This window comes from Culturomica massiliensis, assembly GCF_900091655.1.
Classification (GTDB): Bacteria; Bacteroidota; Bacteroidia; order Bacteroidales; family Marinifilaceae; genus Culturomica; species Culturomica massiliensis.
This window is the reverse complement of the sequence record NZ_LT594620.1, coordinates 108,386-133,001: the sequence shown is the minus strand read 5'-3', so window position 1 is coordinate 133,001 and position 24,616 is coordinate 108,386. Positions and strand designations below refer to the sequence as shown.

22 protein-coding genes, 1 tRNA gene and 1 pseudogene are annotated in these 24,616 nt (G+C 39.1%); 13 read left to right on the top strand and 11 right to left on the bottom strand.

The window, feature by feature from the left end:
- Positions 1-17: 17 nt before the first annotated feature.
- From BN8908_RS00980 to lpxB, 6 genes are all read right to left on the bottom strand, one after another.
- A complete protein-coding gene (locus tag BN8908_RS00980) occupies positions 18-1,025 on the bottom strand; it encodes an AI-2E family transporter (RefSeq protein ID WP_021986780.1) in 1,008 nt (335 codons plus the stop codon).
- A 4-nt stretch (positions 1,026-1,029) separates the two neighbouring features.
- The gene (locus BN8908_RS00975) at positions 1,030-1,287 is read right to left on the bottom strand and encodes a DUF6582 domain-containing protein (RefSeq protein WP_068688467.1); all 258 of its coding nucleotides are present in this window, start codon (positions 1,285-1,287) and stop codon (positions 1,030-1,032) included.
- 106 nt (positions 1,288-1,393) lie between these two features.
- On the bottom strand, positions 1,394-2,590 hold the full coding sequence (locus BN8908_RS00970) for a DUF4272 domain-containing protein (RefSeq protein WP_068688496.1): 1,197 nt from the start codon (positions 2,588-2,590) through the stop codon (positions 1,394-1,396).
- 72 nt (positions 2,591-2,662) lie between these two features.
- A complete protein-coding gene (locus BN8908_RS00965) occupies positions 2,663-3,313 on the bottom strand; it encodes an NAD(P)-dependent oxidoreductase (RefSeq protein ID WP_068688464.1) in 651 nt (216 codons plus the stop codon).
- Positions 3,314-3,394: 81 nt separating this feature from the next.
- A complete protein-coding gene (locus BN8908_RS00960; RefSeq protein WP_021986784.1) occupies positions 3,395-4,150 on the bottom strand; it encodes a tRNA 2-thiocytidine biosynthesis TtcA family protein in 756 nt (251 codons plus the stop codon).
- 66 nt (positions 4,151-4,216) lie between these two features.
- Entirely contained in the window at positions 4,217-5,353 is a 1,137-nt protein-coding gene (gene lpxB / locus BN8908_RS00955; protein ID WP_068688462.1) for a lipid-A-disaccharide synthase, read from the bottom strand.
- A 197-nt stretch (positions 5,354-5,550) separates the two neighbouring features.
- On the opposite strand from lpxB, the gene mtaB reads away from it, so the two are divergent.
- The 5 genes and pseudogenes from mtaB (at position 5,551) to BN8908_RS00930 (ending at position 11,450) form a co-directional block, all read left to right on the top strand.
- A complete protein-coding gene (mtaB, locus tag BN8908_RS00950) occupies positions 5,551-6,834 on the top strand; it encodes a tRNA (N(6)-L-threonylcarbamoyladenosine(37)-C(2))-methylthiotransferase MtaB (RefSeq protein ID WP_068688460.1) in 1,284 nt (427 codons plus the stop codon).
- Between the two features lie 431 nt (positions 6,835-7,265).
- Positions 7,266-8,288, top strand: a complete 1,023-nt coding sequence (locus BN8908_RS00945; protein ID WP_068688458.1) for a GDP-mannose 4,6-dehydratase — start codon at positions 7,266-7,268, stop codon at positions 8,286-8,288.
- A 191-nt stretch (positions 8,289-8,479) separates the two neighbouring features.
- Positions 8,480-9,817, top strand: coding sequence for a Na+/H+ antiporter NhaA (nhaA, locus tag BN8908_RS00940; RefSeq protein ID WP_021986788.1), 1,338 nt, complete (start codon positions 8,480-8,482; stop codon positions 9,815-9,817).
- A gap of 69 nt (positions 9,818-9,886) precedes the next feature.
- Positions 9,887-9,971: transfer RNA gene (locus BN8908_RS00935), tRNA-Ser, on the top strand.
- 252 nt (positions 9,972-10,223) lie between these two features.
- Positions 10,224-11,450, top strand: a pseudogene (locus tag BN8908_RS00930) (site-specific integrase).
- Positions 11,451-11,632: 182 nt separating this feature from the next.
- Here the strand turns inward: BN8908_RS00930 and BN8908_RS00925 are convergent.
- On the bottom strand, positions 11,633-12,076 hold the full coding sequence (locus BN8908_RS00925) for a hypothetical protein (RefSeq protein ID WP_068688456.1): 444 nt from the start codon (positions 12,074-12,076) through the stop codon (positions 11,633-11,635).
- A gap of 156 nt (positions 12,077-12,232) precedes the next feature.
- On the opposite strand from BN8908_RS00925, the gene BN8908_RS00920 reads away from it, so the two are divergent.
- The gene (locus tag BN8908_RS00920; protein ID WP_068688454.1) at positions 12,233-12,511 is read left to right on the top strand and encodes a helix-turn-helix domain-containing protein; all 279 of its coding nucleotides are present in this window, start codon (positions 12,233-12,235) and stop codon (positions 12,509-12,511) included.
- Positions 12,512-12,810: 299 nt separating this feature from the next.
- Here the strand turns inward: BN8908_RS00920 and BN8908_RS00915 are convergent, their stop codons facing one another.
- Complete coding sequence (locus BN8908_RS00915) at positions 12,811-13,098, bottom strand: helix-turn-helix domain-containing protein (RefSeq protein ID WP_068688452.1); 288 nt, start codon at positions 13,096-13,098, stop codon at positions 12,811-12,813.
- Between the two features lie 18 nt (positions 13,099-13,116).
- The gene (locus BN8908_RS00910; protein WP_068688450.1) at positions 13,117-13,398 is read right to left on the bottom strand and encodes a helix-turn-helix domain-containing protein; all 282 of its coding nucleotides are present in this window, start codon (positions 13,396-13,398) and stop codon (positions 13,117-13,119) included.
- Between the two features lie 931 nt (positions 13,399-14,329).
- Here BN8908_RS00910 and mobV point away from each other — a divergent pair.
- On the top strand, positions 14,330-15,421 hold the full coding sequence (gene mobV / locus BN8908_RS00905) for a MobV family relaxase (protein WP_316245203.1): 1,092 nt from the start codon (positions 14,330-14,332) through the stop codon (positions 15,419-15,421).
- Positions 15,422-15,444: 23 nt separating this feature from the next.
- Here the strand turns inward: mobV and BN8908_RS00900 are convergent, their stop codons facing one another.
- Both BN8908_RS00900 and BN8908_RS00895 read right to left on the bottom strand, forming a co-directional pair.
- A complete protein-coding gene (locus BN8908_RS00900; protein WP_068688447.1) occupies positions 15,445-16,767 on the bottom strand; it encodes a hypothetical protein in 1,323 nt (440 codons plus the stop codon).
- A 31-nt stretch (positions 16,768-16,798) separates the two neighbouring features.
- The gene (locus BN8908_RS00895) at positions 16,799-17,290 is read right to left on the bottom strand and encodes a hypothetical protein (protein ID WP_068688445.1); all 492 of its coding nucleotides are present in this window, start codon (positions 17,288-17,290) and stop codon (positions 16,799-16,801) included.
- A 709-nt stretch (positions 17,291-17,999) separates the two neighbouring features.
- Here BN8908_RS00895 and BN8908_RS00890 point away from each other — a divergent pair.
- From BN8908_RS00890 to BN8908_RS18390, 6 genes are all read left to right on the top strand, one after another.
- Positions 18,000-18,731, top strand: coding sequence for a hypothetical protein (locus BN8908_RS00890; protein ID WP_068688443.1), 732 nt, complete (start codon positions 18,000-18,002; stop codon positions 18,729-18,731).
- A 641-nt stretch (positions 18,732-19,372) separates the two neighbouring features.
- Positions 19,373-20,827 (top strand): S41 family peptidase, encoded by a 1,455-nt coding sequence (locus BN8908_RS00885; RefSeq protein WP_082989190.1) that lies wholly within the window; start codon positions 19,373-19,375, stop codon positions 20,825-20,827.
- A gap of 191 nt (positions 20,828-21,018) precedes the next feature.
- Positions 21,019-22,308 carry a serine hydrolase domain-containing protein gene (locus BN8908_RS00880; RefSeq protein WP_068688439.1) on the top strand — a complete coding sequence of 430 codons (1,290 nt, stop codon included), beginning with the start codon at positions 21,019-21,021 and terminating at the stop codon, positions 22,306-22,308.
- Positions 22,309-22,375: 67 nt separating this feature from the next.
- The gene (locus BN8908_RS00875) at positions 22,376-23,248 is read left to right on the top strand and encodes a TraB/GumN family protein (protein WP_068688437.1); all 873 of its coding nucleotides are present in this window, start codon (positions 22,376-22,378) and stop codon (positions 23,246-23,248) included.
- A 446-nt stretch (positions 23,249-23,694) separates the two neighbouring features.
- A complete protein-coding gene (locus tag BN8908_RS00870; protein ID WP_068688435.1) occupies positions 23,695-24,189 on the top strand; it encodes a hypothetical protein in 495 nt (164 codons plus the stop codon).
- Positions 24,190-24,263: 74 nt separating this feature from the next.
- The gene (locus tag BN8908_RS18390; protein ID WP_021987038.1) at positions 24,264-24,440 is read left to right on the top strand and encodes a peptidase S41; all 177 of its coding nucleotides are present in this window, start codon (positions 24,264-24,266) and stop codon (positions 24,438-24,440) included.
- Positions 24,441-24,616: the final 176 nt, after the last annotated feature.

Genomic DNA, 24,616 nt, shown 5'->3' with positions numbered 1-24,616 from the left:
TTAAAATCTCCCTCCTCTCATCCTTCATCCAAATACTCTTCTTTGAATATCTGTACACAAAGCGCAAAAATAGCCAATAACAAAGGCCCGAATATCACCCCCATAAAACCAAACAAAGAAAGTCCGATCACAACCCCGAATATGGTAATCAAAGGATGAGTGTCTGCCATTCTCTTTACCAGGAATGAACGAATGACATTATCAGCATTGGAAACAATAATAATACAATAAAGAGATAAGCCGATCGCTGCCCCCCAACTTCCGGTAGTTCCCAGATACAAAGCCAGAGGTATCCACACAACTGCTGTCCCGACGACAGGAATAATCGTTGCAAAGCATGACACAATCCCCCACAAAACAGGAGCAGGAGCACCGAAAATAACATATCCCAACATAGCTATAGCCCCCTGAATAATCGCCAACAGAGGAACCCCGATAGCATTCGATTTAACAACCATATTGAATTCTTTCAGGATATCCCGCTTGTTTCTCCTGTTAAACGGCAAAAGATCGGCAATGTAAGATTCCATTTTCCTTCCTCCGATCAACATAAAATAAAGTACAAAAAGCAATACAACTACATTGATGACAAAACTGGTAATGCTCCCCATTAAAAATTGCCCGAAACGCGGCAACAAAGATATGGCTGCATTGATATTGGCCTTACTCAACAAGTCGTATCCCGTTTTTTCCCGGATCAAATCGGAAACTTTATAAATAGGATCGATTATACTCCTGGGCTCCAGATTGACATCCTGCAACTTATCGATCATCAGCCAGATAATCAATCCCAAAGGAATCAAAAAAATCAAGATGGTTTCCAACAATATCAATATGGCCATAATACTACGACGCATATGGTGGCGTCCGGAAAGATATATCATCTGATCCCGAAGCAAAATATAAACCGTCATCGCTCCCAGTATACCCCCCAAAAAAGGAGTGATCTCCCAAAAGATAACCACCCCTAAAAGCAGAAGAATAACCACCAGCGAATATTTCCAATATTGCTCTTTAACCCCCATGACATCAGGATTTTTCAGCCCATTCCAAAATGGTCTCACTCTTTACTTCTACTCCGATTTTTTTAGCCTTTGACAAAATCCGGCGAGCCAATTCCTGCTTTTTATCGTCAGGGGCATATCTGAAATAAGCCTCGGCAGCCCTGACATGGGCGGCATCCGGTATCGGAAATTCCCGGGTTTCCGGAATTCCGAAATCAGAATCTTTCAATTCCTTTCTCTCTTCGGCACTCAGGCGATCAGAATGCACAGTCCTATCGTTCATAATCAGTTATTTTTTATTACTATCTGATTATAAACGATAAATATTCACCAAAAGATTAGATTTTCACAATATTTATGATCGTCAGTATACTGATACGGTTTTCCGGTCAGGTATGAGGACAAATATCATCCCATGCCGTATCTCCTTCAACTCCGGTCAACCAATCGAAAACATAATGCCGCTCCATCACAACACCTCCGTCCAAAGCTCCCGGAGCCTCCTTCCCATGTACACGGGCATCCACACAGGCCCAATCGTAACGCAACGTCAAATCGGCAGCATCCAGTATTTCGGCATCCGTACGGGGTATCCCCTTGGAAAGCAAATCGTCTATTCCTTTATGTTGCCAGAACAAACCGGCTATGACAGGGACATCACAGATCTCGGAAGGATAAGGCAATTCCTCTACCACTCCGGCAGCCCAAAGAAGCACCGCACAGCATTCGTAACGCCATGCAAACTGTATACGCTGACGTTCTTCCGATTCGGCATCCTGTATATAAGCCATCTCCATCGGTGTAAGAAATGCCTCAATACCGTATATTTCGTTCATCTTATTTACATACAAAAAAGCTTCTCTCCGATCCGGATTTTCGGCCAGCATCACTTCCGAATATACGGCCACGGCAAACAATGCAGCAGCCCGCTGTAACATTTCCTTTCTGCTCCTGACACAAGCATCCTGCTCCGTCACAGCACAACGCAAATGCGCGGCATACGGAATTCCCTGCTCCTTTAAAAGCGCAATTGAACGTGCTTGCCGCTGTTTATCGGCCTCCGTGTCTTCTGAACGCCTGCAATCCAACACATCTGCGTTACCGATAGGCATAAACTCTTTCAGATCGCTCTTCCCCTCAATTGAGAATACCAGCTTCCCCTGACCATTATAGATATGCATATTCGGATATAACAGAAAACCGTTCACCTCCTGTGCCAGATCGAAAAATGTATTGACGATATAATTGGTACGGGCAGCATTATCATCCGTCTCGAAAACAATGCCAACCACACAATTGAAACAGGCGATCTGACGAAGGATATTTTGCTTGACTTCCTCAGAATCAGCTTCTGCCTGCGAAAAATAATCCGCCATACCTTGCACATGAGAAGCGATAAAATCCGGTTTACCCTGCCGGTGGCTCAAATTCAATACAATAGAAGTATCGTCCTGTAAAAAAATAACGGTACGGTCATCTTCTGTCGAAACAGATTTAGCCACCCCCTGAAACAATTTCCGGGCACCCGCAGGTATCCGGTCAGGATCACCGATTACCGTATATAACGTAAGATTTACCTTGTCCATACTCATTCAGATTTTGCTTCGAAGATAACTCTTATATTTTATTCCGGCAACCACCCCTAACCGATATCGTTTTTAATAACCGACAGTCATTCCTTCCCGGTGATGCGTTCCCTGCTCCAACTCATCAATCAGGGCAACTGCAAAATCCGCAACTGAAATCCGGCTATCCCCATCCTTATCTACGATTAAATCATCTTTTCCCAGCCGGAAACGACCGGTTCGCTCTCCGGGTTCCAGGTTGGCAGCAGGACTGAAAAACACCCAATCCAATTCTTTTTCAGGCAATAAATAATTTGTATAAACTGCTGCTAATCCCTTTATTCCCGGCAATAAATGTTCCGGCACCTCCCCGCTATCAAGCAGACGGACTCCGGGCCGGACATACAATCTTCCTGCACCCCCGACCACCAATAGCCTCTTTACGCCGGATTTCCTCACCCCCTCGATAATCGCCTTATACCCCTGAAGAGTATGCTCGTATATATCCGGATCTTTCCACCCCGGATTATAAGCACTGATGACAGCATCCATTCCCGCCGCCAGCCGAGCTACTTCCACCGAATTGGTTACATCTCCTTTTACTATTTCCAGATTATCATCCTCAATATTCAAATTTTCAGGATGCCTGACAACAGCCTTTACCCGATATCCCCTGTTCAAAGCCTCACTCAAAAGAGCCGAACCGACATAACCGCTGGCTCCGATAATAACGATATTCTTCATGATTTTTTTCAGAGTCTACGAAAAAGAAAGGCTATCGGTTACTGCTTTCACCGATAGCCCTAGACAGATATTCCGCATATCCTACGGCAAATATTCTTCCTGTATATTTTTCATCGCTGCAAACAGATTATTCCGGACATGCGGCGAAAAAGTCTCCATCTGTTTCAACAACTTACCGACCGCATCCCGGTTTGTTGCCTGTTCGTAAGGACAGTTCTTTTTCTGTTTCCGGAAACCCCGGTATTGAGCATAGCGCACAGTTTCCTCATTCGTAAGATAAATAAAAGGACGTATCAAAGTAAAACTGCCTCCGAACATTGATAACTTGGGAGGCATACTGGCTATCGTACCGTTAAACATCATACTCATCAGCAAACTTTCCACCGCATCATCCCGGTGATGCCCCAATGCCAGCTTTTGACATCCGTGTTCCCTGGCTATTTCAAACAATGCCTTCCTGCGATTCCACGAACAGACAAAACAAGCCGGTTTCCCGGAATCTTCCCGGACCTCTGCATCAATCACACGAAATACCACTTCAACCCCCAAACGATCACACAATTGCTTTATATATTCACCATCGACCTCATAGGCCACATTTTTCACAGCAATATGAGCCGCCATAACCGTATAACGATATTTCGGATCACGTGCCCTCAAAGCCAATACCTCCAATAAAGCCAACGAATCCTTCCCTCCGGATACGCCGACCAAAATCTTGTCTCCGTCGTTTATTAACCCATAATCATAAATGGCTTTTCCCGCTTTCCGGAAAAATTCGCGCATAAACACTTTTTCTTTCTTCTTCTCTATGGGCGAAGACATCTCTTCCTGCATATACATTGTATTTATTTATCTGATCTGTGCATTTACCGGTATTCACCGACACCATTTATCATCCCTCTATCCCCGGCTACATTTCAAATCATGTACCATCAAAGCCGCAAAACGATCAGAAGCTCCGGATTGCCCCATACGCTTCTCCAACTCATCGTAATCGGCAAGCATACAGGACCGCTCCGGTCCCTCCCCGACAACAGCCTTCAGTTCCCGAAGTAAATTTTTCTCGTTCAACTTTTGCATCAGCAACTCTTTCACCACCTCTCGTCCCATAACCAGATTGACCAGCGAAATGTACTTTACCTTAACAAAAAGTTTGAACAGAAAATAGCTGAAAGCCCCTCCTTCTCCGCTGTAACATACCACTTCCGGTATCTTTAACAAAGCCGTTTCCAAAGTTGCCGTACCGGAAGTCACTAAAGCCGCCCGGGATTGTTGCAATAAACGGTAAGTCTGCCCATAAACGATCGGCACACCACCACCCTTCATATAAGGAGCGTAATCCTCAGCCTTCATAGAAGGCGCTCCGGCAATCACAAATTCATATTCCGGAAAATACTTTACCATCGATAACATCTTCGGTAATACATGCTTCAACTCCTGAGCACGGCTACCTGCCAAAAGAGCTATAATCGGCTTGCCGGATAAACCGTTTACCTCTACAAAATCATGAAAAGACTCCTCCTGCCAAGGTCTTTCGCTGATAGCATCCACCAAAGGATTCCCGGCATACTGCACGACGTAATCGTACTTCCGGTAAAAATCTTCCTCAAAAGGAAAAATAACATACATCCGGTCGACATACGCCTTGATTTTTTTCACACGCCCTGTATTCCAGGCCCACAACTTCGGCGAAATATAATAAAATACTTTAAAACCGGCAGCTTTGGCAAACCTGGCAATACGCAAATTAAATCCCGCATAGTCGACCAGAATCAATACATCCGGCTTCCAGTCCGCAATATCCTCACAACACAAACGGATATTTTCCTTTATTTTCCCTAAATTCTTTAACACGGTAAGAAACCCCATAATAGCCGTATCCTTATAATGCCGCACAATTGTACATCCGGCCTCCTGCATCAAATCTCCTCCCCATCCCCGGAATACGGCTTCCGGATCGTTCTTTTTCAATCCCTTGATCAGATTTGAAGCATGTAAATCTCCCGATGCCTCCCCGGATATGATATAATATTTCATTCGGTATTAAAAATTATATTCTTTTTATGTGTTATCGCTCCTTATCCCCCACTTCTTTTCCGATACTTTATTTCGCAAAGGTAAAAAATACCCTCAAAATAATTACTTTTGCATCCAAATTAAGTCCGTATGCCCGATTATCCTCAGATAAACCGGAGCTTACTTTCACCACGGATTTTATAACCTTATAAGCCGGTATGATTTTAGCAGGAAAAAAAGCAGCCTATATCACCCTCGGATGTAAACTGAATTTTTCGGAAACATCGACAATAAAACACAGCCTCGAAGAAGCAGGTGTCACCACGGTAGGGGAAAAAGACGGAGCAGACATCTTCGTCATCAACACCTGTAGCGTTACCGATATGGCCGAACACAAAGGCCGGCAACTGATCCGTAAAATCATCCATCACAACCCGCAAGCCTGTATTGTTGTGGTCGGTTGCTACGCCCAGTTACGAGCCCGCGAAATACTGCAAATCGAAGGTGTTGACCTGGTATTAAGTGCCGCCGATAAATTTAAAGTACGCCACTACCTCGAACGATACGATGAACCCGCGACAGACGATCCTCACTCTTGCGACATATTTAAACTCTCGGCTTTCGATCTGGCTTATTCCTTCGGCGACCGCACCCGTAGCTTTCTGAAAATACAGGATGGATGTGACTATTTTTGTACCTACTGTACGATCCCGTTTGCCCGGGGAAAAAGCCGTAGCGCAACAATCCCGCAAGTATTACAGGCTGCCCGGGACATCGCTTCCAAAGGCATACGTGAAGTGATTCTTACCGGTGTAAATACCGGAGACTTCGGACGTGAAACCGGAGAAACATTCTATCGGTTACTACAAGCCCTGGAAGAAGTATCGGAAATCGAACGTTTCCGGATCTCTTCCATCGAGCCCAATCTATTGACCGAAGATATCATCGCTTTTATCGCATCCTCAAAACGTTTTATGCCCCATTTTCATATTCCTTTACAATCCGGAAGCAATGAAGTGTTACGCCTGATGAAAAGACGCTATAACCGCGAACTCTTTGCAGAAAAAGTCTCCCTCATCCGCAATCTATGCCCTGACGCATTCATCGGTGTCGATGTCATTGCCGGAATGCGGGGCGAAACCGATGATTACTTTGAAGATGCCTGCCGATTCATTGAAACCCTGGATATTTCCAGATTGCATGTATTCCCTTATTCCGAGCGTAAAGGCACCAAAGCCCTTGATATCCCCGGCAGCGTCCCTCCCCAGGAAAAGCACCGCCGTGTAAACGCCCTGATCCGGCTATCCGATCGTAAACTTAATGCATTTCAAAAACGCTTCGAGGGACAGGTACGCCCCGTACTGTTCGAAGACAACAACTCCAGAGGATACATCTGCGGCTTTACGGACAACTATATCCGTATCGGACTCCCGTATGACAAAACATTGGCAAATCGTATCATCCCGGTCCCCCTTACCCCGGACATCATGAGAGAAGAATAAAACCATATCAATCGGGATATTTTTCCAGAAATCGGGACGATTTACATGTACAATCCAAAATTGTAAATTCAAAATCCACAACTTATATGTACTATTTTTTTACATATCTTTTGTTATATTCAAATTATTTACAATCACATGCTTATGAATTATAATTATTGTAGCTAATTAACAATATTTAATTAGCAACATGTCACTAAAGAAGTATCTTTGTAGCAGAAAATTTTTCATAGTTTGTTTCTGTTTAGGGTTAGTAGTTATAAGTGGCCGGAATCTCGGCCACTTATTTTTTATTCTTACACTACTTAGTAATACACGATTTTTTTACAACAGCAACAACAAAACAAATCATAAATCGAAAATCGGAAATCAAAAATAATCCTAACTTTGTCCGAGTTTTAAATGATTGAAAACTTCGTTCAGATTCAAATATGTACATCTTCATTACAGGAACAGCAGGATTTATCGGTTCATTCCTGACAGAAGCGTTGACTTCTCGCGGACACCGGGTTTACGGTATTGATTCCATCAACGATTATTATGATATCAATCTCAAAAAAGCCCGGTTGGAAAAATGCGGCATCTCTCAGCCTCAATACGGCCGGGAAATACGATCTGTGACATTACCGGGCTATATATTCCGGCAGATGGATCTGTGCGACAAAACACAATTGAACGAAATCCTGGCCAACAATCATTTCGACTGTATGATTAATCTGGCAGCCCAGGCAGGAGTCCGCTACAGTCTGAAGAATCCGGAAGCTTACATCCAAAGCAATATCTGCGGTTTCCTGAACCTGCTTGAAGGCTGTCGCAACCACAATTGCCCTCGCCTGATCTATGCCTCTTCCTCTTCGGTATATGGCAATTCACAAAATGTACCGTTCAACGAGGCTGAACAAGTCGATCACCCCGTAAGCATATACGCCGCTACTAAAAAAAGTAACGAACTGATGGCCTATACCTATTCTCACTTATACAAAATCCACACCATCGGCCTTCGTTTCTTCACGGTATACGGACCTTACGGACGTCCGGATATGGCACCCATCTTATTCGCCGGATCCATTGCTGCCAACCGTCCCATCCGGATTTTTAACAACGGAAAACTGGCCCGCGACTTCACCTACATCGACGACATCATTGAAGGTATTGTCAAAATTACAGAGCATCCGGAACAGGCAAGCGAAGACACGGCCGGTATCCCCGCAGTCATATACAACATCGGGCACGGTTCCTCCATGCAACTGATGGATTTTATCCACATCCTGGAACGAAACTTAGGCAAAGAAGCTCAAAAAGAATATGTCGGCATGCAGCCCGGCGATGTCTACCAAACCTGGGCCGATACCCGTAAATTGGAACGTGATTTTCATTATAAACCGACGACTTCCCTCGAAGAAGGCATTACCCGGTTTGCACAATGGTATAAAGAATATTATAAAAATCTATAACTCTGTTTTAAAACAAGGGGTACACCGACGGAATTTAAACGGAAATTAAATTCCGGAATTATTGTATAAATACCCCAACAGCTGGTTAATCTTCCCGTAAGACAACAATTAAATCAAGAAAAACGCCAAACACCTCCCTTCTCTCAGAAATATTTTCCTACTTTTACAACATTAATTAACACTTCCCAAAGATGAATAAAGATCTCTTCAAATCTCCGATACGGCGTTTCATTGAAACCAAGATCAACGGTGGAGCCATTTTACTCTTTGTAGCCCTCATTGCCATGATCATTGCCAATTCACCTTTTAGAGAACATTATAATTCTTTATTCGCCCAGGAAGTCGTACTCCAATTCGGTAATTTCAGTCTTTTCCATAGCCACGGCAACAACATGAGCTTTCTGGCCTTAATCAACGATGCCTTAATGGCCGTCTTTTTCTTTTCTGTAGGTTTGGAAATCAAACGGGAAGTTCTGGTCGGCGAGCTCTCTTCTCCCCGGAAAGCCATGCTTCCGGTTGTAGCAGCTTGCGGTGGAATGATTATCCCGGTACTTCTGTTCTTACTGTTTAGCCCTGCCGGAGCCGCAGCCAAAGGAGCTGCAATCCCAATGGCGACAGACATCGCATTTTCCCTGGGCGTCCTTTCCTTATTGGGGAAAAAAGTACCGTTGAGTTTAAAAATATTCCTGACAGCTTTTGCCGTAGTAGACGACATCGGCGGTATCATCGTTATCGGAGTATTTTACAGCAGCCAATTGGTACCCGAATACCTGCTGTGGTCCCTGCTCTTTATCGCCGTTCTTTATATCGGAGGACGCTGGGGCATCTCCAGCAAATTATTCTATATCTTCTTCGGTATCATCGTATGGTATCTTTTCCTGAATTCCGGAATACACCCCACCATTGCGGGAGTTATCGTAGCTTTTACCGTCCCGGCACGTCCCAAACTCGACCTGTCGCACTACACGGCCGACATCCGCAGAAGCCTCGAAAGTCTGCCGGGGCAGGACATGCACCATAACCGTATTCTGACCAATTCCGAACTCTCTATACTCAAACACATCGAAGCGGCTTCCGACAAAGCCATCAGCCCCCTGCAATCCCTCGACGACAACCTGCACCCGCTGGTCAATTACATTGTCATGCCTCTTTTTGCCTTTGCCAATGCCAGCATCTCTTTCGAAGGTTTCAGCCTCGCATCTGTCGAAGGAGTAACCCTAACCGTATTCTTTGCACTGGTATTCGGAAAACTGATCGGTATATTCACCTTCACCTGGCTGGCCATCAAAACCGGTCTACTCAGTATGCCTGAACGCATGAACAACAAAATCCTTTTCGGTGTATCCCTGCTCGGAGGCATCGGATTCACCGTATCCCTGTTCATCGCCAACCTGTCATACTCCGGAATCCCGGACATCGGTAACAACCTCCTGAACCAAGCCAAATTAGGCATCATTTCCGGTTCGGTATTTGCCGGTATCTGCGGCTTCTTCGTCCTCAACCGAATACTGAAACCCGAAAAATATTAAAATATTTTTCTAAAAAAAACACCATTCTTTTGATAATATCAAAATTCCATCTATATTTGCATCGCTTTTGGAGAGATGGCAGAGTGGTCGATCGCGGCGGTCTTGAAAACCGTTGAAGTGAGAGCTTCCGGGGGTTCGAATCCCTCTCTCTCCGCTAAGAATCAAAGCAAAAGCAAGCAAAATCCTGTAAATTAAACGTTTACAGGATTTTTTCTTTCCGGCAAAAAGGCAAAAAATAGCAGAATTCGGGGACATTCACGGACAAAATCGGGGACACTCCCACAATCTGAAAAATGTCACCGATTTATATGTAAGTCGTTTTTATACAGAGAATTGCTATAAATTGCATAACGCTAAATTCAATCCCATTTCATACTTTTATCAACCTCAAAACAACTAAAAAAGTATGGAAAGAAAGACCTTTAAAATCCTGTTTTTTATCAAGAAAACGAGAGTATCTAAAAACGGTGAAGTACCTGTTTTATTAAGGGTAACGGTGAACGGTTTACGGACAGAAACGTCAGTGAACCTGAAAGTGAATCCTGATTTGTGGCACGCTCCCACAGGCAGGACGTTAGGCACAGACGAGAAATCCGAAGAATTGAATAACACTTTAGACACCATTAAACTAAAGGTTATGAAAATCTATCGGGAAATGGAATTTGACGGTGTACGGATTACTGCAAAGGGAATCATCGAGAAGTATCAGGGTAAGGATGAAAAGTCACAAATGACGCTTCTTAAAGTGTTTAAAGACCATGACGAACGGTGCACCATGTTAGCCGGAAAAGATATGTCACCCGCAACCGTAGAACGTTATGAAACCTGTTACCGCCATACGCAGGAGTTTATTCGGAATAGTTTTGGTAAAGATGATGTTTCGTTGGAAAAGTAAACCATAAATTTATTGTCGACTATGAGTTTTTTCTGAAAACAAAACGGAATTGTTGCCACAATACAGCAACCAAATATTTAAAGAATTTCAAAAAAATCATCCGTATTGCATTGGCAAATGAATGGATCAGGAAAGACCCGTTTGCAAATATCCGTTTTCATTTGGATGAAGTGGAGCCCGATTTTTTAGAAGACCACGAGATAAAGAAGATTATGGAAAAACCAATTAAAATTGAACGGTTGGCAGTAGTCAGGGATACATTTATATTCTGTTGTTATACGGGTTTGGCTTTTTCGGACGTGAAAGGATTAAAGCAGGAACATCTTGCAACGGATAACAACGGGGCTTTATGGATTCGTAAGAGCAGGCAAAAGACAAATAATATGTGCAATATCCCATTGCTTGACATTCCGAAACATAATATTAGAAAAATACAAAAATCATCCTAATTGCATAAAAAACGGTACTCTGTTACCTGTTCCCTGCAATCAGAAAATGAACGCTTATTTAAAAGAGATAGCGGATATTTGTGGTATAGAAAAGGAACTCAGGACGCATACGGGCAGACATTCATACGCAACATCCGTGTGCCTAGCTAATGGGGTGACAATTGAAAACGTAGCTAAAATGTTGGGTCATTCAGATACAAAAATGACCCGCCACTATGCAAGAGTTTTAGATAAGAGCATTATGCGTGATATGACAAATGTAAATGCAAAATTCTCTATGCAGGAATAAAGCCCGTTTAATCCGTCGTTCGGAGAGTTGTCCTGAGCTTAATTAAGGAGCTCGGAAACTCTCCGAACTCCCACAAAATCATTGAAAAAGTCAGAATAACTCTGTCGAGTTATTTCCGGCTTTTCCAACAATTTCTCCCACCCACTAACGAACTCGCTATTTAAAGACTTTTCTTATTCTTTTCAGGCTTTTGTAATTCTCTCGTATTCCCTTATTAATTGACTTGGCTTTTCAAGTTGTGGCAAAATATACTCTTTTACATCAAATATCTTGAACGGTTTTATCGGAATGTGATATTTCCGGCTATATGCCGTAGCGGCAAGTACAACCTGAAAACGGTAAAAAAGCTGGCTAAATTGAAAAGAATCCAACGCTTTTTCTACTTCTTCGGATGAATCAAAGTAGAATCGCAAAATAAACATAAATACAAGAGCCTGAGAATCGGTAGATTTATATGTTGATTTTACACCAAAATCAGGAATAGACCAAAACTTTAGTAAAATGTCCGGTAAACGTTCGTTTGTTATATCGGGATTATAACGGATAAAATCAAAACTCATCATAACCATATCAAATTCTTCGGGGCTAACATCAGATTGTGACGTATTGATATTTAATGTCTTCATAATATGATTGTATTATTTTGTGTTAATAAATTTTGTTATAACTCGGTAAAAAGTGCAATATTCTCAATAAAATCAAGTGTTTTCAGAGTTTTTCACGAGCAATAACTCGTTTTATATCGTATGAATAGGTTGTTTCTTTATCAAAATAAACATCTTATGGAAAAGAAGAAAAAACAGAAAAAGGAAAAAACACCTATTGAAAAATACGTTATAGCACAAGTAAGAAAGAAACGCAAAGAACTCAATATGACACAAGCAGAACTTAACGATAGTTTGGGTTTTGGCTCAGGTTTCGTTGGTCAGGTAGAAAGTAATAAATGTCCGTCCAAATATAATTTGAATCACTTAAATAAACTTGCTGAAATTTTTGATTGTTCAATTCGGGATTTCTTTCCTGAAAAATACTTAAAAAAGATTGGCACTGATAATTCATAAGTTAGTTTTTTAGTTTAGTATTTAATAAAACAGCAGCGTGAACATATTGACCTATCCACTTCGGGGGCATCGCCAAACGCCTTACCTGCAAATAGAATCAATAGTCCACGCTTATCATGCGTGAAACCATTGTCTATCTCGCAGGTGTGGATTTTGGCGATTTTCCGAAGCAAGATTTAAGACAACTTTCACAATATGGGGTACAAACTCTTTTTGTGCCCTTTATTCTTTGCCTACAAAAGTAAGAAAGTCCTTAAACTTTACAAAATAAAGTATATTGAAACATAGGGGGTATTTTATTATCTTACTTTATAATAGGCTTTTTCCAATACTTTTTCAAGGTCAGATTCTCTATATAAAACTTTTCCACCAAGGTACAGATAAGGTATTTTCCCTTGATTCCGGTAATCCTGTAAAGCCCTCCGGCTAATCCTTAACCGTTTTGAAACTTCCCGGTCAGTCAAATATTTTTCCCCATTCAATGCCGGACGGCAATTAACTGTTATCTGCTCCACCTTATCAACTATCCGGTCTAAGGTTTTCAGGAAAGCAATAACTTTCAGATTGTCTTTTGTAATCATTTCCATATTATTCTGTTTTTAAGTTTATGCTGCTTTATCTATAGGATGCCCTAACAATGCTTCAATATCCGAAGTCTTGTAAAACATCTTGTGATTGATTTGTGAATAGGGCAATGTACCGTTATCACGGTAAGTTTGCAGGGTACGCTTACTGATATTCAGAAGCCGGCACACGTCTTCGTTATCCAGCCATTTAGATAACTGTTTTTTATGCCCTGTGCATAGTTCATCCATACGGACAATAAAACGCTCAAAGGCTCTTTCAACGGTTTCAAGTGTTCTCTTTTCAATAGCAATAATTTCCATTTTGGTGTTGTTTTAATTATACATATTTTGAATGTCGATGTAAATATATAGTGAAAAAATTGTAATTATAAAAGTATGGTAGCAACTGTCTCCGATTAGGTAGCATTAGTCGCAAAGCACATACTGAAAATACTATACAAACTAAACTCACTATACAAACTTATCCTAATATAAATTCAATCCATCTAACCCACCTATCCATATAATTACTTCACTCACTCACCCACTTCATTCACTCACTCACCTCATTCACATATCAGAGTGAATACCTTTATAAAAGTTTACGTATCTACGTAAGTACATATCCGTAAAAGTACATTTGTATCATGGAAGCAAATCAGAGCAATATACAGCACAAGCACATATCCAAGATAACTATTTGATAATCAAAGAATATTTCTTATTTATTTTGTGGTTTCACTTTTAGCAGATATAAATATGAAACCATTGATTAAACGCCTTTTTATATTATCATTTTACCAGACAAAACCGCTTAAAAACTATCTGAATCTGTATTTACCCTTTACCTACTTTACGTTCCGCAGATTGGCATTTCAAAAATGCCATAGCTTATTAGGGCATTTTCTTTACGCTTCGTTTCACTCCCGCTAAAAATGCCCCAATAAGCCACAGGGGTAAACCCCTTTGGAATCCCCTCCGGCATCTCCGATACCGTTGGAATCACTAACCTAAAACCGTCACACATGGGATACGTCGTACTACATTTAGAAAAGGCATCCGGCACAGATTCCGGTATGTCTGCACATATTGAACGCACAATCTCTCCCCAAAACGCCGACCAATCACGCACCCACCTGAATCGGGAACTTATCCGATTTCCCGAAAGAGTGCAAAGCCGGACAGAAGCCATACAACACCGACTTGACACCGCAAACTTGAAACGAAAAATCGGAAAGAATCAGGTTCGGCAATCCGTGCATTACTGACAGGCAGCCCCGAAGATATGAAACGCATCCAGGCAGAGGGCAAACTTGATGAATGGTGTAACGATAATCTGAAATGGTTACGTGATACTTTCGGAAAGGAAAACGTTGTTTCCGCAGTCCTGCACATGGATGAAACAACACCCCATATACACGCTACCTTAATACCGATTCTTACGGGTGAAAGAAGAAAAGCCAAAACAGAACAGCCCGACGGAAAACGGAAATATAAAAAGAAAGACACCACCGGAAACCGTCTTTGTGCCGATGATGTGATGACACGTGTAAACCTGAAAGCCTATCAGGACACATACGCCCAAAGTATGCAAGCATATGGACTAAAAAGAGGAATTGACGGATCAGAAGCAAAGCATATCACTAACTCACAATATTACCGTGATTTATTAAATCAGTCTGAAAGTATTCAAGCAGACATTAAAAACCTGACAGAGCAACGGGAACAGGCAGAAAAGGAACTTTCACGAATCAAAGGGGATATTAAAACCGGAGAATTAAAAAACGCAGTTGTCAGCACCACGACAAAAGCAGTTAAACGTTTTAATTCATTATTTGATAACAAGGAGATAACGCAAAAGGAGCAGGAAATAAAAGCCCTCACAAATGAAAACAACGATCTGAAAAAAGAAATCAGCCAACTAAACAATCATATTCAGAAAATGGAGAAAGATCACAAAGAGGAAACCGACAAATTGAACGAGACATTAGATAAGATATACTATCTTTTCCCTATAATCAAGGAATGGCTTAAAATCGAAGAACTATGCCGTTTTATCGGGTTTGGTAAAGATATGATAAAGGAATTAACACACAGAAAGCCCATCACCTTTTCCGGCTCTCTTCGCTCTCCTGAATTTAACAGGCATTTTAACACGGAAAACTCCACCGCTAAAGTAGAACACGCCCCCGAAGAACGGGGAAAACTCCGGCTGATGATTGACGGGATTAGTGATTCTGAGTGGTTCAGGAATAAGCGCAAGGAGTTTTTACAAATGGTAGGAGTTAAGCCAAAACAAACTTCAAAGGAGGAACACGGGAAAAGAAAAGGAATGAAATTTTGAAATAAGATTTTAAATGATGAGAATCATTTAGTGATAATGCCCAATGTCCACGTGTACATTGTTGCATATTTTTCCATTTTCAAAGTAGTTATGAAAATGTTATTTGCATCTTCAAAATTTTTGCCATCTATTATCGCCTGAATTAATCCTTTAGGGATATTTAATAATAAACATGAAAAAGTAAGTTCTGCAATTTCCCTGAATTTATTTTTTGTTGTTTCAATATTTGCAAAATTATTAAGGTTTAAGATTAATTCTATTTTTTCAATATGATCGATTTTACCACATAAATTATACATCATTGTATTAGGGATAACTCCCACTTCTGTTGGGTATAAATAATAGGTAGATACTGAAAAAAAATCTTCTTCATAAATACTCCATTTTCCTAATTTGCCAATACCATTTTGTGAAAGAGCATTTTTAACTTTATCAGCATGATTAAATAATTCTATTTTAATTTTAGATTTAGAAGATGCAGTTTTGGGTATTGTTGTAGTAATTTTTTTGATATAATCTTTTATGTCATTTCCAGGGCAAGGTGCTAATCCTAAATTATTTTCTATTTCTTTTAGCCGGAAAAATCTTACATTTGCTAAAAATATAATCCGCCATTTTAATAATCGGATCACTTTTCTGTCTCTACCTTTAAAGAACTGATTAATGGTAATAAAAGTCGATTCATATTCTGCATATAAAGCTAAAAAATAAAAATAGGGTAAAGTAAAAATAGGAAGTAAGAAAGGAAGTAAGAATGATTTTAAACTCCCCATTGTTAGTAATACATCGTATTCAGTAATTGTCTTATAAATAGTAAAGCCTAAAATAGAAATACCAAATATACTCAAAATAGTATTCAGAAAAGTTCTAACCTTTATATTAGTTGGTGTCGGTTCTAATGAATTATTAGCGTAACATTGCAATGCTATTAAAAAAGTAAATAGAGGTAAAAATATCAGTTCAAGAATAAGATTGAAAGTGTAAAAATTTACCAAATACTCAATTATAACTATAGCTTTAACATTATTCAATATTATTCTTTTAAAATAACTTGCATCTTCTATTTGCTTAATATTTACAAATAATATTAAGCCGGAGAAAAACAACCAAAAGCATGAATCTTTAATTAAAGTATAGTCCCATATTCCTATTTTATAAAGAATATAGATTATCCCTGAAGTATATAGTATTAGAATAATAAAAGCAGTAAATAATTTTTTTGCAAAGAATGCCTTTAAAACCTTTATGGAAGATTGTTTTACTGATTTGTTGAAAATAAGATAAAGCAACAAAATACTTAACCAACATAATAACGCAATTTCCCTTGTAGAAATATTATCTAACATTGTATGTAGAGGGGTATTGGTTGATATTTATTCAATCAATGGGATTTGACTCAACTATTCTCAAATTTTTGATATTACCTTTTATCAATGATTTATATTTATTATTTGCTTTATCCTTCCAAATCAACTCTAAATAATATTCGTCTGCTTCAATATATTGATTACGGGTATAAATAAAATGCAAGTATATTTGTTCTCCTTTATTCAAATCTAAAGGAAAAGGAGATGAAATAATTTTTAAATTCTGTGATAACACATTGATTGATAAAAGTGTTGCATTTTCCCCCTTATTATTTATATCAAATTTTAAAAAATCTTCTATACGCACTGAATATGTACCAATGTTTTTTATATATAATTCAGGTAAAATATCTATTCTATTCTTTGCTTTCAGAATTTCATTCTGTTTACTAAGTTCAGTTGTTTGTATTTTAGCATCAATTCTTGCTTTATAAGTATACCATAAAGTAAATCCCGCAATAATTAGTGCTAAGAGAGATATAATTATAGATGCAATTTCCATAGCATTATTTGATTGTAAGTTAAGAGTACAAATATAAATAGAATATTAAAAACTAATAAAAATATTTAGATATTCTATTGATTTATGTTACATTTGTCTAAATGAAATGCGTTGAATTCCGCAGCAAACCGGAACTTACAAACTCGGTGACAGTTTAATTTCAGAGTTTTGAAATATTGATATACAAGCGGTTAGGCAGGTCGTTACGATGCCTCTCTCTCCGCTGAGAATCAAAAAATCCCGTAGAACTCTAATTCTACGGGATTTTTTTCACAGTTATAATTTCGTCAAAGACAGCAAAAAACAGATTGCTTTAAAATAAAACCACCGTATGTCATATCGGTGACATTTATATTTTTAACAGACAGTATTAACACTTTTTTATATATATATAAAATAATTATATTTGCACAATCAATCAAGGATTACGTTGTAGAATATATCGTATTTAATATTAAAATTCATCCCTGCAATAATTATTTACAGGATATTACATATAAAAAACGTTAGTTTTTACCGGCTTCTGGAAACTTAAATAACTTCATGGTGTGTAAAATAAAGCGTAAATACTCCTATTCACCTATAGGTTTTATTCCGGCTGGCAGACCCAAAACATCTAAGATTTCAAAAAGCAGATAGAAACATTGTCCCACGTTTTTTATTCATTATTACGAACTGTCGGGGACAGACAGTAACATAACTATTTAAAATGAAAAAAACATTATTAGCTTTTTTGACAGGTCTTCTGTTTTTATTTTCAGCATGCAGCAGTGACAACGGAGGTGATAAAGATGATGTAACTTCAGAAACGATTAGTGCCAAATGGAATGTAAGCAGCCAAAGTAATTATGAATCATTTGAGTTTAATAAAAGCGGTAATTACATTGTTGTAGCAAAATCCGAAGTAAGATCGGAGGATAACAATACGGTTACTTTCGGTACTTACACGATCAAAGACAATGTAATAATAATGTCAGATTTCGGTAAATTAACCGTTACTGATATTTCTTCAAACGCGATCAATTTTACACTGACATTAAATAATAGTTCGGACGCTGTCAATGTTTCAGCTTCAAAGCAGCCGGAAGTAGCCAATACAACAAAAACAGAATTACTATGCCGTACCTGGATCAGTACAGGTGAGCCAGTCGATGGTCTGGATGGCAGTATTACAGAAGAAGGTATTATTGTTATATTCAGTCAGGCAGGAACATATCTCGTATACAATGATGATTTTGTTGACGGAGTAGGACTTGCCCAGTGGAAGTGGAAAGGAAACAATGAAAATGAATTCTATTACTCGTGGGGCAATTGGAACGACAATTGGGAAAATACCCGGGCTGTCATACATGAACTGACAAAGGACAGGATGGTCGTAGTTGAAAAATTCCCGGACGAGGACGATGAAATAACCGTACTAAAGCCGCTTGAAAACCTATAAAGATACAATCATCATAATCCTTGTGTACCTATATTTTTTTATTCTTCATTCACAACAGGGTATACAGACAAATATGCTTCAAAGGCGTAACCGCCTTTGAAGCATACCGAATAATTTGACATTTTCGGAAGAAATAACATCAAAATACCCCATAAAACTCTGCCTTCCCTTTATATCCAGACAAGGTGTTCACGTGAGATTCACACATAAAAGCATATTGTTCGTTATTCGTCAAAAACCGATTGCAAAAAGTATATAAATACAGCATAGAATCGATATACTAAAAGGATAAAGCAATACGGTCAGTAATTAAAATGCGATCTTTCATTCCATGAAACCGGCATTTTTCAATTATTTCAATCCACAGAAAGTTTAATAGAATGTAATCTGAATTATTGATAATTTAAATTAAATTACTAATTTTAGCACACATGCCCGTTAGATAACATTTTTATTCCTGAACATTCGCCACCGGAGAAGCAAAGTAATTGACAGGAGTTTATCAATCCTTTCTATAGTCCGGAGAATGCATTCAAGAATATGAGAATAATAAAGACCGATGATCCGGTGATATTCTATTTGTAGTGTATAAAAAACAGGACTGAGTTCATAAAACTGTATTACAATTATAATCATCGCTTATGAAACTTTGCTTCTTATATTTCGTCTTATGGAGTTGCACTGTACTGGCCGTGCAACCGGTAAAGCTAACAAAAGTACAGATGCTGGAAGATTTTGAATTCCTGCAAAAAACAATAAATGATTATGCTGTATTTATTCCGCTTGTAGAAAAACGCATGGGAATCTCGGTCCGTGATCATTTAAAAGCCCTGCAACAGGAAATAACTTCCGAAACGACCCCGGAAGAATTTGCCGTTTTAGTGAGACACGGACTAAATATTTTATATGACGGACATTCCAATTTTTGCGGAAAAGACGCTCTCAAATGGAATGTTACATCGACATATAATTATTTAAAAGAGGTAAGTAATGCAGAATTAGGCGATACCCTGTATGCCGACTACTATGCCTCTGTCGTTGCTGACCGTATCTACCAAAAAAACAAGAGCAATATCTTTTTTAAATATGCTGACGGGAAATATTATGTCACAAGTCCTTTTACCGTAAACGGTATATCTATAAAATCCGGTGAAGAAGTCACAGCAGTAAATGGGACTCCTATCGATACTTTTGTAAACAACCTGTTTCCCAAACTGTATTATACAGGTTGGGATCCCATTCATAAAAAGCTATACAGCGATATGCTGCTAACCTCTTTGCCTCCGGCCGGATATGAAACCTGTATTTTTACCATCGGCGATAAAAAAACACCTATTGACACACGGACACAAATCCCCGGAGTAGAAAAAATAAAATACGGTTTACCCCGAACACCTTTGGTTACCCTTCTGGAAAATGATATACTGTATATCCGGATGCCCATGATGATGAGTTACGGGTGGTATGTGAACCAAATTAAGGAAATATATCATCCGAAAATCAAAAAGGTAATTTTCGATATACGGCTAAACGGCGGTGGGGATGACAATGTGTGGAAAAAAATTTTAAGCCATTTACTGAAAACTCCTTTTCAATATACCTACCGGGTGGAGATGAACCATCGTGAAAATCTGAAAAATGCAATTGCAAACTTCGGAGAAATTGAAATACAAGGTAATAAGATGACTGTAAGCCGCGACAGGACCATTCTCCCCGACAGTAACAGCGTCGGGTTTGACGGACACATTTATATCTTACAGGGCCGCTATACCTATTCAGCCGCATCAGCTTTTATTTCAGCCGCAAAACAAAACAAGAAAAAATTTACAATTATCGGGGAACCCGGTGCCATGATCTCGGGATACACCTTCCCGGGGATTGTTTTTGTCCTGCCACATTCAAAAATTGTTTATAAAATAGCCTTTTCAACGGATGTAACAGGAGGAACAACCGATCCTTATATGGATCAGCCGGACATTCTCATTACTGAAAACATCGACGATTACCTGGACCGCTTTTTCACTCATAACCCACAGGAAATAAGTTATCTTCAGGAACGGGATAAATGCATAAAGTACGTGAAAGGATTACAATAAAACAGTGTGGTTTAAAATATTCTGCCAACGGAACTTGATTTTTGTCAAAAAAATATTATAATACAAAAATACATGTTATTTCATCCTACATTTGTAAAAACAGGAATTCAATACGTATCCGGGTCGCATATATTATTCCGGAAACAGCCTTTTTCCCCTGGCACAATAAACGGTAATAAATAATTATATTTATGCAAAGATTAAAAACATACGTTATCCTAATCATCATAATTATTACAGGGATTTCGTTTACAGCCTGTACATTTTGCCGAGGGCTTCTATACGGAGGTCCCGGTATTACAGACCATAAACATTTCACTCAGGCTATCATACACAAGGGGGACTGCCCGTTTCATTTTGCCACAGGAGATGATCCTATATGCAAAAAGTTGAAATTCAAGGTATCTCACAAAGGAAAGTTGATCGCCTATGCACCGCTGGACACATTATTATCCTATACTCCGACAGTAGCTTTTGTAATTATTCGCAATGATTCCATTCTGTTTGAACAATATGCCCACGGATATGACCGTGACAAGATTTCAACTATCTTTTCTGTTTCCAAAACACTCACCTGTTTACTCGCAGAAATAGCTATTGATGAAGGAATAATATCTTCTATTGATGATCCTGTGGTAAAATATGTTCCGGAGTTAAGCGAATGTGATCCCACGTGGAATCAGGTTACGATACGTCACCTCATGGATATGCGCGCAGGAATAAAATTCGACGAAAACTACGCAAGCAGATCCCCTTTCGGTAAGATGGCACGAATGTACTATGGAAGTAACAGTCTGGGACAAATAAAAAAAATGAAATTTGAATCCCAACCCGGTACCACATCCAATTACCAAAGTATTTCAACGAATGTGCTGGGACTTGTCATTGAACGTGCAACCGATAAACCGCTGGCAAAATATATGGAAGAAAAAGTATGGCAACCGTTAGGAATGGAATACAATGCTTCGTTGAGTCTTGACAGTAAAAAACATCGTTTCCCGAAAGCGTTCGGCGGTTTTTCCGCAACAGCCATAGACCTTGCCAAAATAGGCCGCCTATACCTGAATAACGGGAACTGGAACGGTCAGAAAATCATAGATTCTACCTGGATCAACCAATCCTCCAGCCCTTATATTGAAAATTACGGTTATCAGCTCAGTTGGCGTACGATTCGGAACACAGTACTCGATACAACAAAGAAGGCTTTCTTTACAGATTCGCTGGCCGTCGTCGCAAGAATCAGAAAACTCGGAGGCAATCCGTCAGAACATACAATTGTAAAATTGGATAAAGGGCGAGGTGCAAAGAAAACGACATGGGTCGGATTTAATTATAATTCGGGAGCCTATTATGCACTGGGTATTCTGGACCAGGTAATATATATAAATCCGGCAAAGCGGATAGTTATGATCCGGACCGGCAAAAAGGACAAAATATATGATTACCCCTACCTCATGCACCGCTTAACAGATTATTTATAAAAAAGAAGATTTTTTGCAGATATTTAGTATATTGCCGATATAACAGTAAAACCTAATAGCAAATTCGATGAAAAAAAGATTGATATTCATTTTGGCCGCCTCAGTCATCCTTACTTTTCAAAGCAATGCCCAACTCCTTTGGAAGATATCTGGAAACGGACTGGAAAAGCCGTCTTATCTTTTCGGCACCCACCACGTAGCGCCTATTCATATTTGCGATAGCATCGCCGGTTTTAATGAAGCATTTAACAGCTGCAAACAACTATACGGCGAACTGGAACTGGATGATATACAAGCCGTATCAAAAGAAATTGCTAAATATACGCTGTTACCCCAAGACAGCCTGCTCGATAAATTATATACTCCGGAAGAATATAAACTGATAGATGAGGTAGTTAAAAAAAATATGGGCGTAAGTGCCGATCAACTGAAAATGCTGAAACCCGTCACCATATCGACCCAATTGTCTGTAATCATCAGTATGCAGGCTTTTAATGATTTTAATCCGACCTTACCATTGGATGCTTTCCTGCAAAAAAAAGCGAAAGAACAAGGCATGTCCGTAAAAGGATTTGAAACATCATTGTTTCAAGCCCAGATACTATTTGGCGAACCCCTGCCCCAACAAGCCAGTGCTTTACTGAAAACAATCAAACATTTCGACAAAATGAAACCTTTTATCATTGAAATGTGTGATGTGTATATGAAACAAAATCTGGACAGCATATTTAAGCTAATGCAAGATCCGGAATTAAGTTTTACTCCGGAAGAAATGAACAGATTGGTTAATAACAGGAATCACAACTGGAGCCAACAATTAAAAGATATTCTCCCGCAGCAACCCACCTTTATTGTGGTCGGAGGCGGACATCTTCCCGGTAGCAACGGGCTGATCGAATTGTTACGTAAGCAAGGTTTTACTGTCACTCCTGTCGAATAGACTCAGGTATCATCCAAGTAATTATTAACCTTGTATATAAGAAAATAATTTACAATCTCTCGAAACCGGCAATATTACATTCAGTATTAAATTAAGGCAGAACTAAAGAAATCGTTTCTCTATTATCAAAATTATCGTTTACATTACAGGATAGTATTCAATTGGAGAAATAATTTTTTATTCAGATCAATCGAAGCGCTATTGCATCTCTTCAGTCTCACGTTACTGAAAAATCTATAAGAATTTATCCGAACAAAAATAATGAGATAACAGTAATTCATTATCTTGCACACAAAACGCTTAACATTATTTAGATGATACGAACAGCCAATATTAATCTCCAAATTATGCCGTTATGAAAAAACGATATCCTTTTTTATTGTGCTTGTTGACATCAGTCCTATTGATAAGCCCTGCAAAGGCTCAAAATTACGATATTAAAAATAATGGCCGATATTTGGGGCGAAGTTTATCTTTTCCATCCCTCAGTCATACGGACAGACAAAGAAGTCAGATGGGAACAGGAATTAATTTCATTTCTCCCCTCTATTAAAAGGGAATTTACTGAAGATGAATTTATACAAACAGTTAATAATAAATTACTTTCAATATTAGACGACCGTTTTACACGAATACAAAAAATTGGAGGGGAAGTACCATATTACAATACCATTCAAAACAACAAAGAATTTGATTATATACGATTTAATGAATCTCAATTATCGAATATCGGTAGTTTAATCACTATTGACAGCAGCATTACTGACCAAAATTCTCAAAAACCGCTTGTCATCGACATTCGTATCAATAAAAAACTAAATACAGATTATCATACCAATACCTTTTTCGACTACTTTATATCAATGTTTTTGTCTGAGCCACTCATGTTAAGCCAGCAGATATCCCGAGAACACTTCGGATGGGACGAATGGAATGATTAGTGGTTTTATGAACCAATGTTGTTTTTATCGGTGAACAAACTCAAGGTACAGACGGCGAGGTTTCTAAAATTCACATGCCGGGTAATGGAGAAATCGCATTTACAGGCCAGCGGATTAAATTCGGCAATGGAAAAGATTTTTATGGAACAGGCATCTCTCCGGATATTGTGGTAAAAAATACAATCGATGGAGTGAAAAGCAACCGGGACGAGATTCTCGAGTGTGCATTAAAGTACATGACGGAAAAATAACAATACCTACGACCATGAAAGTAAACATAATAGTTTAAAATCAACATTTCAAATGTTAACCATCTTGAAAATGCCGTTTTTCTCCTCATTAATGATATATAAAGGATTTAAACGAAAAATTATTTGAAGGCATACTTTTCTTTTATTACTGAATATGATCTAAAATCAATATCCGA